Origin of the sequence: Variovorax sp. KK3 (assembly GCF_001984055.1) — a bacterium.
In the GTDB taxonomy this organism is placed as follows: Bacteria; Pseudomonadota; Gammaproteobacteria; order Burkholderiales; family Burkholderiaceae_C; genus Variovorax.
This window is the reverse complement of record NZ_LYVO01000014.1, coordinates 70,890-86,000: the sequence shown is the minus strand read 5'-3', so window position 1 is coordinate 86,000 and position 15,111 is coordinate 70,890. Positions and strand designations below refer to the sequence as shown.

12 protein-coding genes are annotated in these 15,111 nt (G+C 65.0%); 4 read left to right on the top strand and 8 right to left on the bottom strand.

What is annotated here, in order from left to right; all coding sequences use genetic code 11:
• Positions 1–61 precede the first annotated feature (61 nt).
• Positions 62–598, bottom strand: a complete 537-nt coding sequence (iscR, locus tag B0W80_RS09490; RefSeq protein WP_076998868.1) for a Fe-S cluster assembly transcriptional regulator IscR — start codon at positions 596–598, stop codon at positions 62–64.
• Between the two features lie 222 nt (positions 599–820).
• Positions 821–2,941: an excinuclease ABC subunit UvrB gene (gene uvrB / locus B0W80_RS09485; RefSeq protein ID WP_076998867.1), complete on the bottom strand. Its 2,121-nt coding sequence runs from the start codon at positions 2,939–2,941 to the stop codon at positions 821–823.
• 130 nt (positions 2,942–3,071) lie between these two features.
• Here uvrB and B0W80_RS09480 point away from each other — a divergent pair, with 130 nt between their 5' ends.
• The 4 genes from B0W80_RS09480 to B0W80_RS09465 all read left to right on the top strand — a co-directional run bounded on the left by B0W80_RS09480 (position 3,072) and on the right by B0W80_RS09465 (position 7,052).
• Positions 3,072–4,268, top strand: a complete 1,197-nt coding sequence (locus B0W80_RS09480) for an amino acid aminotransferase (protein ID WP_076998866.1) — start codon at positions 3,072–3,074, stop codon at positions 4,266–4,268.
• A 107-nt stretch (positions 4,269–4,375) separates the two neighbouring features.
• On the top strand, positions 4,376–5,755 hold the full coding sequence (locus B0W80_RS09475) for a polyhydroxyalkanoate depolymerase (RefSeq protein WP_076998865.1): 1,380 nt from the start codon (positions 4,376–4,378) through the stop codon (positions 5,753–5,755).
• Between the two features lie 2 nt (positions 5,756–5,757).
• Complete coding sequence (locus B0W80_RS09470; protein ID WP_076998864.1) at positions 5,758–6,366, top strand: RnfABCDGE type electron transport complex subunit B; 609 nt, start codon at positions 5,758–5,760, stop codon at positions 6,364–6,366.
• Between the two features lie 50 nt (positions 6,367–6,416).
• The gene (locus tag B0W80_RS09465; RefSeq protein WP_076998863.1) at positions 6,417–7,052 is read left to right on the top strand and encodes a LysE family translocator; all 636 of its coding nucleotides are present in this window, start codon (positions 6,417–6,419) and stop codon (positions 7,050–7,052) included.
• A gap of 21 nt (positions 7,053–7,073) precedes the next feature.
• Here B0W80_RS09465 and B0W80_RS09460 read toward each other — a convergent pair whose 3' ends face one another.
• From B0W80_RS09460 to scpA, 6 genes are all read right to left on the bottom strand, one after another.
• Positions 7,074–7,571, bottom strand: a complete 498-nt coding sequence (locus tag B0W80_RS09460) for a VOC family protein (protein ID WP_076998901.1) — start codon at positions 7,569–7,571, stop codon at positions 7,074–7,076.
• A gap of 13 nt (positions 7,572–7,584) precedes the next feature.
• Complete coding sequence (locus B0W80_RS09455) at positions 7,585–9,633, bottom strand: acetyl/propionyl/methylcrotonyl-CoA carboxylase subunit alpha (RefSeq protein WP_076998862.1); 2,049 nt, start codon at positions 9,631–9,633, stop codon at positions 7,585–7,587.
• Positions 9,634–9,650: 17 nt separating this feature from the next.
• The gene (locus B0W80_RS09450) at positions 9,651–11,183 is read right to left on the bottom strand and encodes an acyl-CoA carboxylase subunit beta (protein ID WP_076998861.1); all 1,533 of its coding nucleotides are present in this window, start codon (positions 11,181–11,183) and stop codon (positions 9,651–9,653) included.
• Positions 11,180–12,259, bottom strand: a complete 1,080-nt coding sequence (gene meaB / locus B0W80_RS09445) for a methylmalonyl Co-A mutase-associated GTPase MeaB (protein ID WP_076998900.1) — start codon at positions 12,257–12,259, stop codon at positions 11,180–11,182. The genes B0W80_RS09450 and meaB overlap by 4 nt, the downstream gene beginning before the upstream one ends.
• Before the next feature lie 129 nt (positions 12,260–12,388).
• The gene (locus tag B0W80_RS09440; RefSeq protein WP_076998860.1) at positions 12,389–12,808 is read right to left on the bottom strand and encodes a nucleotidyltransferase substrate binding protein; all 420 of its coding nucleotides are present in this window, start codon (positions 12,806–12,808) and stop codon (positions 12,389–12,391) included.
• A 5-nt stretch (positions 12,809–12,813) separates the two neighbouring features.
• Entirely contained in the window at positions 12,814–14,976 is a 2,163-nt protein-coding gene (gene scpA / locus B0W80_RS09435) for a methylmalonyl-CoA mutase (RefSeq protein WP_076998859.1), read from the bottom strand.
• Between the last annotated feature and the right edge of the window lie 135 nt (positions 14,977–15,111).

Sequence of the window (15,111 nt, the reverse complement as noted above, 5' to 3'; positions counted from 1 at the left end):
GGCGTGGGGTTGACTGTTCTGTTCTTGGGCAAACTCAGGCAGCGCCCGCGGGCGCTACCGCTCAGGACTTGGCGAAGGCGTTGCCCAGCGCGAACACCGAGTTGGGCGCATTGACGCGGATCGGCTTCACGACCGGCTGGCTCGAAATAGCCCGCTTCACTGCCGGCTTGTTCTCGATCTGTACGCCCTTGGCAATCTGGTCGTCCACCAACTTTTGCAAAGTGACCGAATCCAAAAATTCGACCATGCGCTGGTTCAACGAAGCCCACAACTCATGGGTCATGCAACGGCCAGCTTCACCAAGGCAGTTTTCCTTGCCGCCGCACTGGGTGGCATCGATGGGTTCGTCCACCGAAACGATGATGTCGGCAACGGTGATTTCGGCTGCCTTGCGGCCGAGCGAGTAACCGCCGCCGGGGCCACGGGTCGACTCGACCAGCTCGTGGCGACGAAGCTTGCCGAACAGCTGTTCGAGATACGACAGCGAGATCTGCTGCCGCTGGCTGATCGCGGCCAGCGTGACCGGACCGGAGTTCTGGCGCAACGCCAGGTCGATCATGGCTGTGACCGCAAAACGGCCTTTGGTAGTGAGACGCATCGCAAGCTCCTATGAGTGCTTACCGTTGAAAAGACACCGCAGCGTTGTGAGCATTGGTGACGCCGTCTCCGCCCTTCCCGGCTCGCCGCTGACTGGGTGTTCCAGAAAGTAGGAGCCGGTTCTTCATCGCGAAGTTCTCTTGTTCTTGAGTATTTCGCTCAACTATAACAGAAGCCCCTCTGCCCTGCTCGGGTAAACCCCATTGCAGGGTTCGAAGGGGGCTCAGCCGGTGACGTCCGGCCCGATGTTGTCCTTGCCAGGCGCGCCGAAGGCCTGCTCGCGCAGCAGTGCCAACTGGTCGCGAACGCGGGCGGCTTTTTCGAACTCGAGGTTGCGCGCGTGCTCGAGCATCTGCTTTTCCAGCCGCTTGATTTCGCGCGCCACGTCCTTTTCGGACATGTCTTCCACCTTCGCGCGCTCGAGTTCCCGCTTGGCGTTTTCTTTGCCGGCCTTCTCGCTGTACACACCATCGATCAGATCGCGCACCTGCTTGACGATGCTGCGCGGCGTAATGCCATGCGCTTCGTTGTGGGCAATCTGCCGCGCCCGGCGCCGCTCGGTTTCGCCGATAGCTTTCTCCATCGAGTCGGTCCTGCGGTCGGCGTAGAGAATCGCCTTGCCATTCATGTTCCGTGCCGCACGGCCGATGGTCTGGATCAGCGAGCGCTCGGCACGCAAAAAGCCTTCCTTGTCGGCATCGAGAATGGCCACCAGCGACACCTCAGGAATGTCCAGGCCTTCGCGCAGGAGGTTGATGCCAACCAGCACGTCGAAGGTGCCTAGCCGCAAGTCGCGCAAGATCTCGACGCGCTCGACCGTGTCGATATCGCTGTGCAGATAGCGCACCTTGACACCGTTGTCGCCCAGATAGTCGGTGAGCTGCTCGGCCATGCGCTTGGTCAGGGTCGTGATCAGCACACGCTCGTTCTTGTCCACGCGAATGCGAATTTCCTGCAGTACGTCGTCCACTTGGTGGGTGGCCGGTCGCACCTCCACCTCGGGATCGATCAGGCCGGTCGGCCGCACCAGTTGCTCGACCACGTTGCCGGCGTGATCCTTCTCGTACTGGGCCGGTGTGGCCGAAACGAAGATGCACTGCCGCATCCGGGTCTCGAACTCGTCGAATTTGAGCGGGCGGTTGTCGAGCGCCGATGGCAGTCGAAAGCCGTATTCGACCAGCGTCGTCTTCCGAGCCCGGTCGCCGTTGTACATGCCGCCGAGCTGGCCGATCATCTGATGGCTCTCGTCGAGGAACATGATGGCGTCCTTCGGCAGATAGTCCGTCAGTGTGGCCGGCGGATCGCCGGGCGCCGCGCCGGAGAGGTGGCGCGTGTAGTTCTCGATGCCCTTGCAGTGTCCAATCTCGGCCAGCATTTCGAGATCGAAGCGCGTGCGCTGCTCGAGCCGCTGGGCTTCGACGAGCTTGCCGTCTCCCACGAACTCCTTCAGGCGATGGTCGAGTTCGATCTTGATCGTCTCGACGGCGGTCAGCACCTTGTCTCGCGGCGTCACGTAGTGACTGGACGGGTAAACGGTGAAGCGCGGGATCTTCTGGCGAATGCGCCCCGTCAGCGGGTCGAAAAGCTGCAGTGTCTCGATCTCGTCGTCGAACAGCTCGATGCGGATCGCCAGTTCGCTGTGCTCGGCCGGAAAGACGTCGATGGTGTCGCCCCGCACCCGGAATGTGCCGCGCGAGAAGTCCTGCTCGTTGCGGGTGTACTGCATGCGGATCAGCCGCGAAATGACATCACGCTGCCCGATCTTGTCGCCTGTGCGCATGATGAAGCGCATCTGCGTGTAGTCCTCCGGTGTGCCGATGCCATAGATGGCACTCACCGTGGCGACAATCACCGTGTCGCGGCGCTCCAGCACGCTCTTGGTGGCCGACAGGCGCATCTGCTCGATGTGCTCGTTGATCGAGCTGTCCTTCTCGATGAACAGGTCGCGCTGCGGGACGTAGGCTTCCGGCTGGTAGTAGTCGTAGTAGCTGACGAAGTACTCGACCGCGTTCTTGGGGAAGAACTCGCGGAACTCGCTGTAGAGCTGCGCCGCCAACGTCTTGTTGGGGGCGAACACGATGGCAGGCCGGCCCAGCCTGGCAATCACGTTGGCCATGGTGAAAGTCTTGCCCGAACCGGTCACGCCCAGCAGGGTCTGGAACACCTCGCCGTCGCGCACGCCTTCGACAAGGCCTTCGATGGCGCCGGGCTGGTCGCCCGCGGGTGGATAGGGCTGGAAGAGTTCGAAAGGCGAGTCCGGAAAGTGGATGAACTCGCCTTCCTTGACAGGGCCCACGGGCTCGGCACTCGGCCGATCCGGAATGACTTCGGTGGTTTCAGGCATGGGGGTCCAAGGCAGATGCGGCGCGGCCGGTAAAATTCAAGCCAACTCGCGAGGCTAACGCACCCGCGAGCCAAGGCGCAAACCCGGCACCGACCGGGCGCGAATCGCATCACCCAAAGGACTTTTCTCCATGTCAATGTTCACCGCCGTCGAGATGGCGCCGCGCGACCCGATCCTGGGCCTCAACGAGCAGTTCGCCGCCGACAGCAATCCCAACAAGGTCAACCTCGGCGTCGGCGTCTATTACGACGACAACGGCAAGCTGCCCCTGCTGCGCTGCGTGCAAGCGGTCGAGGAAGACATGATCAAGGCACCGAAGGCGCGCGGTTATCTGCCGATCGACGGCATCGTCGCCTACGACGAAGCCGTGAAGGGCCTGGTGTTCGGCGCAGGCAGCGAGCCGGTGAAGTCCGGCCGCGTCGCCACCATCCAGGGCATCGGCGGTACGGGCGGCCTCAAGGTCGGCGCCGACTTTCTCAAGAAGCTCGGCCCGAACGCCAAGGTGCTCATCAGCAGCCCGAGCTGGGAAAACCATCGCGCCCTGTTCACCCAGGCCGGCTTCACGGTCGAGGAGTACCCCTACTACGACGCCACCAAGCGGGGCATCGACTTCGACGGCATGCTCGGTGCGCTCGACGCGGCACCGGCAGGCACCGTGGTCGTCCTGCACGCCTGCTGCCACAATCCCACCGGCTACGACATCCGCGCCGACCAATGGGACCAGGTCGTCGCCGCCGTGAAGGAGCGCAATCTCGTCGCTTTCCTCGACATGGCGTACCAAGGCTTCGGCTACGGCATCCAGGAAGACGGCGCAGCGATCGGCAAGTTCGTTGCCGCGGGCCTGAGCTTCTTCGTCTCCACCTCCTTCTCCAAGAGCTTCAGCCTCTACGGCGAGCGCGTGGGCGCACTCTCTGTGCTGTGCGAGAACAAGGAAGAAGCTTCGCGCGTGCTGAGCCAGCTCAAGATCATGATCCGCACCAACTACAGCAACCCGCCGACCCACGGTGGCGCCGTGGTCGCCACGGTGCTGGGCACGCCCGAGCTGCGCACCTTGTGGGAGCAGGAACTCGGCGAGATGCGCGACCGCATCAAGCTGATGCGCCACAAGCTGGTCGACGGCCTGACGGCGGCGGGCGTGAAGCAGGACATGCGCTTCATCACCGACCAGATCGGAATGTTCAGCTACTCGGGCCTCAACAAAGATCAGATGGTGCGCCTGCGCAACGAGTTCGGCGTCTACGGCACCGACACGGGGCGGATGTGCGTGGCCGCGCTCAACAGCAAGAACATCGACTACGTGTGCCAGAGCATCGCAAAGGTGCTATGAAACAAGGCTGGGGCGCGTGGCGCGCCCCAGTATTGGGCATTCCTGCCTAGCACACGGGGAGTGCTGCTGATATATTGCATTGCAACATTCGCCCATACTCCTCCCCGATGCTCTACCAACTGTACGAGGCGCAGCGTTCCCTGATGGAACCCTTCGCCGATTTCGCCCAAGCCGCGTCCAAGCTCTATGGCCAGGGCGGAATCTTCGGACAGGCACCGATGGCCCAGCGCGTGGCCGCCGGCTACGACCTTCTCTACCGTCTGGGCAAGGACTACGAGAAGCCCGAATTCGGCATCAAGTCGGTGAAGGTCGACAACGACGACGTCGTCATCCAGGAAGCCGTCGAAATCGCGAAGCCATTTTGCGAACTGCGCCGCTTCAAGCGCTTCACCGACGATCCCCAGACCCTGCAGACCCTGAAGAGCCAGCCGGTCGTGCTGCTGGTGGCACCCCTCTCGGGCCACTATGCGACTCTGTTGCGCGACACCGTTCGTACCATGCTCCAGGACCACAAGGTCTACATCACCGACTGGACCAATGCACGCCTGGTGCCCCTGTCGGACGGCGAGTTCCACCTCGACGACTACATCAACTACATCGAAGAGTTCATCCGCCACCTGCAGGGCCAGTACGGCAATTGCCACGTGATCAGCGTCTGCCAGCCCACGGTGCCGGTGCTGGCGGCGGTGTCGCTGATGGCCAGCCGCGGCGAGAAGGTGCCCCTCTCGCTGACCATGATGGGGGGCCCCATCGACGCCCGCAGATCGCCCACTGCGGTCAACAACCTGGCGATGAACAAGAGCTACGAGTGGTTCGAGAACAACGTGATCTACCGGGTGCCGCAAGGCTTTCCCGGCGCAGGCCGCCGCGTGTACCCGGGCTTCCTGCAACACACCGGCTTCGTCGCGATGAACCCCGACCGCCACGCGAGCAGCCACTACGACTACTTCAAGGATCTGATCAAGGGCGACGATGCCAGCGCGGAGGCGCACCGCAAGTTCTACGACGAGTACAACGCCGTGCTCGACATGGACGCGGACTACTACCTCGAGACCATTCGCACCGTGTTCCAGGACTTCGACCTGGTCAACGGCACCTGGGACGTGCGCAACCCCGAGGGCGTCCTCGAACGCGTGCGCCCGCAGGACATCCATTCCACCGGCCTGCTGACGGTCGAAGGCGAACTGGACGACATCTCCGGCGCCGGCCAGACGCGGGCAGCGCATGAACTCTGCACCGGCGTCTCGTCGACCCACCAGCAGCATTACGAGGTGCGCGGTGCCGGCCACTACGGCATCTTCAGCGGGCGCCGCTGGCGCGACAAGGTGTACCCCGAGGTCAAGGCGTTCATCATGGCGTACGACCAGCCGCAGAAGCAGTCCGCACGCGGCAGCGTGACGGCCGAAGACACGATCAAGGTCGCCGCGGCCGCCAAGGCGCGGCCGGTGGCACGCAAGTCTGCGCCGGCGCGCCGCGCGCGTCGCTAGCCATGGGCGCGCTGGCCCGGCGCATTCTCGACGCGCTGCCGCAGACGCAGTGCACACGTTGTGGCTATGCGGATTGCGCAGGCTACGCCGAAGCCATTGCGGGCGGGCAAGCCGGCATCGACCAGTGCCCGCCGGGCGGCGCCGAAGGCGTGCACCGGCTGTCTCAACTCACCGGCCGGCCGGTGCGGCCCATCGATCCCCGGTTCGGCACCGAGGGGCCCCGCGCGATGGCCGTGATCGACGAAACCTGGTGCATCGGCTGCACGCTTTGCCTGGACGCCTGCCCCACCGATGCGATCCTGGGCATCAACAAGCGCATGCACACCGTGATCGAAGCGCATTGCACCGGCTGCGAGTTGTGCATTCCGGTCTGCCCGGTCGACTGCATCTCGCTCGAAGACGCCACGCCCGGCCGCACCGGTTGGCAGGCGTGGTCGCAAGCGCAAGCCGACGAAGCACGCAGCCGCTACGACGCCCACCGTCGTCGCCAAGACCGGGACGAGCCCATCGCCGCGCCGCCCGCCGAAGCGGCCGCGTCCGAGCGCAAGCGGAGCATCGTCGAAGCCGCGCTCGCACGCGCCCGTGCGGCCAAGGCCGCCCCGACGCCATGATCCGGCACCGGCCTGCCGCAGACCATCCGCCGACTCGTTGACGCCCACCTATGACCCTCGACACGCTGCTGCTCTACCTCGCCGCCTCCCTCGTGCTGGCGATCACGCCCGGGCCGACCATGCTTCTCGCCTTGTCCAACGGCATCGCCGGCGGCATGCGCGCGGCGGTCTGGGGAATCGTCGGTGCGTCGGTCGGCGCCGCCATCCTGGTCGCCATCGTCGCGCTGGGACTGGGCTCGCTGCTGGCGGCTTCCGAGTGGCTGTTCAATGCGCTGCGTGCCGCCGGCGTCGCCTATCTGGTCTGGCTCGGCATCAAGATGTGGCGCAGCCAGCCCGTCGACATCGGCGCCGCACTGGCTACTTCGTCGTCAGACGGCCGATCGGGGCGAATCGCTTTTCTCCGCAGCCTGACGGTGGCGCTCTCCAACCCCAAGACCCTGCTCTTCTTCGCCGCGTTCCTGCCGCAGTTCATCGATACGGGCAGTCCGCAGGGTCCGCAGTACCTCGTGCTCGGCGCGATCTTCATCGGCATCGACACCTGCATCATGCTGGGCTACGCAGCGGCAGGCACGCAGGCCGTGCGCTGGCTCTCGCGGCGCAGCCTGCGCATGCTCAACCGCGGTTGCGCTGCCGGCATGTGGCTGCTGGCCGCCACGCTCGCGCTCTGGCGCCGCCCCGGCGTCTGAACAGGGGTCCGAGCGGCGCTTTCAGCCCGCCGCCAGCGCCGCGAACGCCTTCACGACTTCCGGCGGCGCCTGCACCATTTCAATCAGCACGCCTTCTCCGCTGACGGGAAATTCGTCGTTCCCCTTGGGATGAAGGAAGCAGATGTCGAAGCCGGCCGCGCCCTTGCGGATGCCGCCCGGCGCGAAGCGCACGCCCTGCGCGCTCAGCCATTCCACCGCGACGGGCAGGTCGTCGATCCACAGTCCCACATGGTTCAGCGGCGTGGCATGCACCGCCGGCTTCTTCTCGGGATCGAGCGGCTGCATCAGGTCGACCTCGACCTTGAATGGCCCGGTGCCGATCGCGCAGATGTCCTCGTCCACGTTTTCGCGCTCGCTGCGGAAGGTGCCGGTCACCTCGAGTCCCAGCATGTCGACCCACAGCTTCTGCAGCCGACCCTTGTCGGGCCCCCCGATCGCGATCTGCTGGACGCCGAGCACCTTGAAGGGACGCTCCCGCGACGCGTTGTCGTTGCTCATGCGCATGTCTCCCTCAGGCGAATTCAAGGATGACCTGATCCACCGCGAGCGATTCGCCCTTGGCAGCGGAAATGTTGCCGACCACGCCATCCTGCGTGGCGAAGAGCACGTTTTCCATCTTCATGGCCTCGATCACGGCCAGCTTCTCGCCAGCCTGCACCTGCTGCCCCGGCTGCACCGAGATCTCGACGAGCAAGCCCGGCATCGGCGACATCAGGAACTTGCTGAGATCGGGCGGCGCCTTGTAGGGCATCAGCTTGAGCAGCCGAGCGCCCAGCGGCGACAACACCATAGCCTCGATCTGCTTGCCGTCGTGCGCGACGCGCAGCGCCAACGGGTTCTTGCCCGCACCGCGCTCCACCTGCGCGGTGAAGCCTCGGCCGTTGACCGACCCTTCGACGCGGGTGCTGCCCAACGCCGTCTGGCTGTCGATCTTGTAGGTGTTCGACCCGACGGTGACGGCACTCGCGCCGGTCGGCTTGTGGAAGTCGGTCACCGTCACGGGCGTGTGAACGTGCTGCCCGTTCGAATCGAGCACCACCGCCACGAACTGCTCGCCGACCTTCACGCCGTGGCCTTCCAGTTGCCCGCTGATGCCCGATGCCCGCGCGCGGTAGCGACGGTGCATGTAGGCCGCGAGCGCCACCAGAAAATCGGGCTCGTCGTGCGGCACGTCCTCGGCACGGAAGCCCTTGCCGTAGTGCTCTGCGATGAAGCCTGTGTTGAATGCGCCGCTCACGAATTTCGGATGCGCCAGCAATGCCGCCTGGAACGGAATGTTGCTGCTGATGCCGCGAATCACGAAGCCGTTGAGCGCCTCGCGCATCATGGCGATCGCGTGGTTGCGGTCGCGCCCGTGCACGATCAGCTTGGCGATCATCGAGTCGTAGAACATCGGGATCTCGCCACCGTCGTAGACACCGGTGTCCACGCGCACGCCGTACAGGTGCTCGGTGTCGGCCGAGAACATCGTCTCCTTCGGCGGCTGAAAGCGAACCAGCCGGCCGGTCGACGGCAGGAAGTTGCGGAACGGGTCTTCGGCGTTGATGCGGCACTCGATGGCCCAGCCATTGCGCTGCACGTCCTTCTGCGCCAGCGGCAGCTTCTCGCCGGCGGCGACGCGGATCATGAGCTCTACGAGGTCCAGCCCCGTGATCGCCTCCGTTACCGGATGTTCGACCTGCAGCCGCGTGTTCATCTCGAGGAAGTAAAAGCTCTGGTCCTTGCCGACCACGAACTCGACCGTTCCCGCGCTCTGGTAGTTCACCGCCTTGGCCAGTTGCACCGCCTGCTCGCCCATGGCCTTGCGGGTCTCGTCGCTGATGAAAGGCGAAGGCGCTTCTTCGATGACCTTCTGGTGGCGGCGCTGGATCGAGCATTCACGCTCGTTCAGGTAGATCACGTTGCCGTGCGCATCACCGAGCACCTGGATCTCGATGTGACGCGGCTCCTCGACGAACTTCTCGATGAACACGCGATCGTCGCCGAAGCTGTTGCGCGCCTCGTTGCGGCAGGACGTGAAGCCGTCGAAAGCCTCCTTGTCGTTGAAGGCCACGCGCAGGCCTTTGCCACCGCCGCCGGCCGAGGCCTTGATCATCACGGGGTAACCGACGTCGCGTGCAATTTCCACCGCACGCTCGGCCGTCTCGATCGCGTCGTTCCAGCCCGGAATCGTGTTGACCTGGGCTTCGCCGGCCAGCTTCTTCGAAGCGATCTTGTCGCCCATCGCGGCGATCGACTGGTGCTTCGGGCCGATGAAGACGATGCCCTCTTCCTCCACCTTCTTCGCGAAGGCCTCGTTCTCCGACAGGAATCCGTAGCCCGGATGCACCGCTTCGGCCCCCGTCCTCTTACAGGCCGCGATGATGCGGTCGGCCTGCAGATAGCTCTCGCGGCTCGGCGAGGCACCGATGTGCACGGCCTCGTCGGCCAGCTCCACGTGGCGGGCGTCCTTGTCGGCATCGGAGTAGACCGCCACCGTGGCGATGCCCATCTTCTTCGCGGTCTTGATCACCCGGCAGGCGATCTCTCCGCGGTTCGCAATCAGGATCTTCTTGAACATGTTCTTGTCTCCTGGCCTCAGAGCGGAATGTTGCCGTGCTTGCGCCACGGGTTCTCGAGCTTCTTCTCGCGCAGCATCACGAGGCTGCGGCAGATGCGCTTGCGGGTTTCGCTCGGAAGGATCACGTCGTCGATGTAGCCACGCGTTCCGGCCACGTACGGATTGGCAAAGCGCGCCTTGTACTCGGCCTCGCGCTTTGCCAGCTTCTCGGGATCGTTCTTGTCCTCGCGGAAGATGATCTCGACCGCACCCTTGGCGCCCATCACTGCGATCTCGGCGCGCGGCCAGGCCAGGTTGACGTCGCCGCGCAGGTGCTTGGAGGCCATCACGTCGTAGGCGCCGCCGTAGGCCTTGCGCGTGATCACCGTGATCTTCGGCACCGTGCATTCCGCATACGCGTACAGCAGCTTGGCGCCGTGCTTGATGATGCCGCCGTATTCCTGGCTGGTGCCGGGCATGAAGCCCGGCACGTCGACGAAGGTCACGACCGGGATGTTGAAGGCATCGCAGAAGCGCACGAAGCGCGCCGCCTTGATCGACGACTTGATGTCCAGGCAACCCGCCAGCACCAGCGGCTGGTTGGCCACGATGCCCACGCTCTGCCCGTCCATGCGCGCGAAGCCGATCACGATGTTCTTCGCGTAGTCGGGCTGAAGTTCGAAGAACTCGCCGTCGTCCACCACCTTGGTGATGGCTTCCTTGATGTCGTAGGGCTTGTTCGGGTTGTCCGGCACCAGCGTGTCGAGCGAAGCGTCCGCGCGGTCGGCCGGGTCGCCACTGGGCCGCACCGGCGCCTTTTCGCGGTTGTTGAGCGGCAGGTAGTTGTAGAGGCGGCGCAGCATCATCAGCGCCTCGACGTCGTTCTCGAAAGCCATGTCGGCCACGCCGCTCTTCGTGGTGTGCGTGCCGGCGCCGCCCAACTCCTCGGCGGTCACGTCCTCGTGCGTCACGGTCTTCACCACTTCGGGGCCGGTGACGAACATGTACGAGCTGTCGCGCACCATGAAGATGAAGTCGGTCATGGCCGGCGAGTACACGGCGCCGCCGGCGCAGGGCCCCATGATCATGCTGATCTGCGGCACCACGCCCGAGGCCATCACGTTGCGCTGGAACACCTCGGCATAGCCGCCCAGCGAAGCCACACCCTCCTGGATGCGCGCGCCGCCCGAGTCGTTGAGGCCGATCACCGGCGCGCCGACCTTCATCGCCTGGTCCATCACCTTGCAGATCTTCTCGGCATGCGCTTCGCTGAGCGCGCCGCCGAAGACGGTGAAGTCCTGGCTGAAGACGAATACCAGCCGGCCGTTGATCATGCCGTAGCCCGTGACCACGCCGTCGCCAGGAATCTTAGTCTGGTCCATGCCGAAGTCGCTCGAGCGGTGCTCGACGAACATGTCCCATTCTTCGAAGGTGTTGTCGTCCAGCAGCAGCGCGATGCGCTCACGCGCGGTCAGCTTGCCCTTGGCATGCTGCGCGTCGATGCGCTTCTGCCCGCCGCCCTGGCGCGCCTGGGCGCGCCGCTTTTCGAGTTGTTCGAGGATCTCTTTCATGGTCCTGTTCCGACAGTGGTTGGTGTGTTTTCGGTGAGCCGGCCCGGCGTGAACTGGGCCGCGAGCAGGGTGCGCGCCGCGGTCGACGCCGGCAGCGTGCCCGCCGCCACCTGAGCGATGGCGTCGGGCAGCAGTTCGCGCACCTGCGGGTGGTGCTTGAAGGCATGCTTGAGCCCCGCGTCGATGCGTTCCCACATCCAGGCGAGCGCCTGCTTTTCGCGGCGCGCGGCAAGCCGGCCGTTGGCGGCCTGAAGCGTCTTGAATTCCAGCACCGTGGTCCAGAAGATGTCGACGCCGGTGCCCAGCAACGCGCTGAGCTGGATGACTTTCGGCTGCCACTGCACCGGCGCCGCCTGCCCGGTGCCATGCGCCACATGTGCGTGGGCGGGGTTGCCGTGGTGGCCGAACAAGCGCAACGCCGAGGTGATCTGCGCCTGGGCCCGCGTCGCGGCGTCGGGGTCGATGTCGGCCTTGTTGATGGCCACCAGGTCGGCAAGTTCCATCACGCCCTTCTTGATCGCCTGCAGGTCGTCGCCGGCATTGGGCAGCTGAAGCAGCACGAACATGTCGGTCATGCCCGAAACCGCCGTCTCGCTCTGGCCCACGCCCACGGTCTCGACGATGACGACGTCGTAGCCGGCGGCCTCGCAGACCAGCATCGCCTCGCGCGTCTTCTCCGCCACGCCACCCAGCGTGCCGCTCGACGGGCTCGGCCGAATGTAGGCCCGCTCGTGGACAGAAAGCCGCTCCATCCGCGTCTTGTCGCCCAGGATCGAGCCGCCCGACACGGTGGACGACGGGTCGATGGTCAGCACCGCGACCCGGTGGCCCAGGTCGATGAGCCGCAGCCCCAGGGTTTCGATGAAGGTCGACTTGCCGACGCCGGGCACGCCCGAGATGCCGAGGCGGAACGAGTTGCCCGTGTGAGGGAGCAAGGAAGTGAGCAGCAGATCCGCCTTGGCGCGGTGATCGGCGCGGGTCGACTCGAGCAAGGTGATGGACTTTGCAATGGCACGACGCTGCAGTGCACCCTCGCCCTGCACGATGTCGTCGACGTCGAGATCTCGATGCTTCACGGCCGCGCACACTCCCCGTTCGCTGTGCCCGAGCTCCGCTCGAAAAGGGCCCCGCGCACGCGATGGATGCGCAGGACAAGACGGGACGACCCCAATGCAGACATCGGCAATTCGCGAATGGCGCCTTGCTTACATGCCACGCAGCGCCTCCATCTTGAATGCAAAGGCCTTGAGCGGCGCCGCGTACCCACTCGAAATGCGCTGAGCCAATGCGGTAGCCGTCGCGCAGTCGAACGTATGCGAAGACTGGTTCCGGCTCTGGATCATCTCCATCCACGTATCGCCGTCCTCCACGAGGCCTACCGCAAACGCCTGCCGCGTCGCATCGCGCGACCCGGTGATCTGGTAGCCACCCTGGTAGTCCAGATAGTCCTTCATGACCTTCCAGGCCAACTCGTGGGTGAATTCGAAGGCCTGGATCAGCCCCTGCTGCTCCAACTCTGAAAGAGGACGCTGGGCCGCGAGCGCAACCGCGCCGGTCAGTTGGGCAAGGGCGCGTCCGTAGTTGTCCAGGCGCTGCTGCCAACGGACGTCAGGCGTATTCGTCATGCCAATCAAGCCGCGACCGCCGCGCGAATTTGCTCCAGCACATCCTTCGCGCTGGCCGGAATCGGCGTGCCCGGCCCGTAGATGCCCTTCACGCCCGCGTCGTACAGAAACTCGTAGTCCTGCCGTGGAATGACGCCGCCCACGAACACGATGATGTCGTCGGCGCCCTGCTTGCGCAGTTCTTCGATGATGGCCGGCACCAGCGTCTTGTGGCCCGCCGCCAGCGTGCTGACGCCCACCGCGTGCACGTCGTTCTCGATGGCTTGGCGCGCGCACTCCTCGGGTGTCTGGAACAGCGGGCCCATGTCGACGTCGAAGCCCAGGTCGGCGAAAGCCGTGGCGACCACCTTCGCGCCGCGGTCGTGGCCGTCCTGGCCCAGCTTGGAGATCATCACGCGCGGGCGGCGGCCCTGCTCCTCGGCGAAGTCGGCGATTTCTTTCTGCAGCGCCTCCCAGCCCTCGGCCGAGTCGTAGGCGGCGGCATACACGCCGGTGACCTTCTGCGTGTCGGCACGGTGGCGACCGTAGATCTTTTCGAGCGCATCGCTGATCTCGCCGACCGTGGCGCGCAGGCGCACGGCCTCGACGCTCAACGCCAGCAGGTTGCCCTGGCCGCTCTCGGCGGCGGCCGTCAGGGCATCGAGGGCCGCCTGCACCTTGGCGCCGTCGCGCTTCTTGCGCACGGATTCGAGCCGGGCGACCTGGCTTTCACGCACCTTCACGTTGTCGATCTGCAGGATGTCATGCGTGTCTTCGTTCTTCAGCTTGTACTTGTTGACGCCCACGATCACGTCCTGACCCGAGTCGATGCGCGCCTGCTTGTCGGCCGCCGCCGCCTCGATCTTGAGCTTGGCCCAGCCGCTGTCGACCGCGCGCGTCATGCCGCCCATGGCCTCGACCTCTTCGATGATGGCCCAGGCCGCATCGGCCATGTCCTGCGTGAGCTTTTCCATCATGTAGCTGCCGGCCCAGGGGTCGATGACGTTCGTGATGTGCGTCTCTTCCTGGATGATGAGCTGGGTGTTCCGTGCGATGCGCGCACTGAACTCGGTGGGCAGCGCGATCGCCTCGTCGAGTGCATTGGTGTGCAGGCTCTGCGTGCCGCCGAACACGGCCGCCATGGCCTCGATGGTGGTGCGCACCACGTTGTTGTACGGGTCCTGCTCGGTCAGGCTCCAGCCGGAGGTCTGGCAATGGGTGCGAAGCATCAGGCTCTTGGGGTTCTTGGGGTTGAACTCCTTCATGATGCGGCACCACAGCAGCCGCGCGGCGCGCATCTTCGCCACTTCCAGGTAGAAGTTCATGCCGATGGCCCAGAAGAAGCTCAGGCGGCCCGCGAAGCCATCGACGTCCAGCCCCTTGGCCAGCGCCGTCTTCACGTATTCCTTGCCGTCCGCCAGCGTGAAGGCCAGTTCCAGCGCCTGGTTCGCGCCCGCCTCCTGCATGTGGTAGCCGCTGATCGAGATCGAGTTGAACTTCGGCATGTTCTCCGCGGTGTACGCGATGATGTCGCCGATGATCCGCATCGAGGGCTCGGGCGGAAAGATGTAGGTGTTGCGGACCATGAACTCCTTGAGGATGTCGTTCTGGATCGTCCCCGACAACTGCGCCTGCGGCACGCCCTGCTCTTCCGCCGCCACGATGTAGCCCGCCAGCACCGGCAGCACCGCGCCGTTCATCGTCATCGACACGCTCACCTTGTCGAGCGGAATCTGGTCGAACAGGATCTTCATGTCCTCCACGCTGTCGATCGCCACGCCGGCCTTGCCGACGTCGCCGGTCACGCGCGGATGATCGCTGTCGTAGCCGCGGTGGGTGGCCAGATCGAAAGCCACGCTGACGCCCTGCCCGCCGGCGGCCAGGGCCTTGCGGTAGAAGGCATTCGATTCCTCGGCGGTCGAGAAGCCGGCGTACTGCCGGATGGTCCAGGGCCGCACTGCATACATGGTGGCCTGGGGGCCGCGCAGGTAGGGCTCGAAGCCGGGCAGCGTGTCGGTGTACTTGAGGCCTTGCAGGTCAGCAGCGGTGTACAGCGGCTTGACCGTGATGCCGTCGGGCGTGCGCCAGTTCAGCGCTGCCACGTCGCCGCCGGGCGCCGACTTGGCCGCGGCCTTGGCCCAGGCGTCGAGGGTGGCGGATTGGAAGCTCGGTTCGGATTTGCTGCTCATGGGCGACGCTTCTCGCAAGGGTCTTGCAGGGGTGAATGGAAGGTCCGTGGCATGCGCGCGGATCTCGCAGTTTGCGTGGACGCTGGAGTCTAACCCATCTGTAATTATTAATTCAAACCCTTTGAGTTGCGGTAC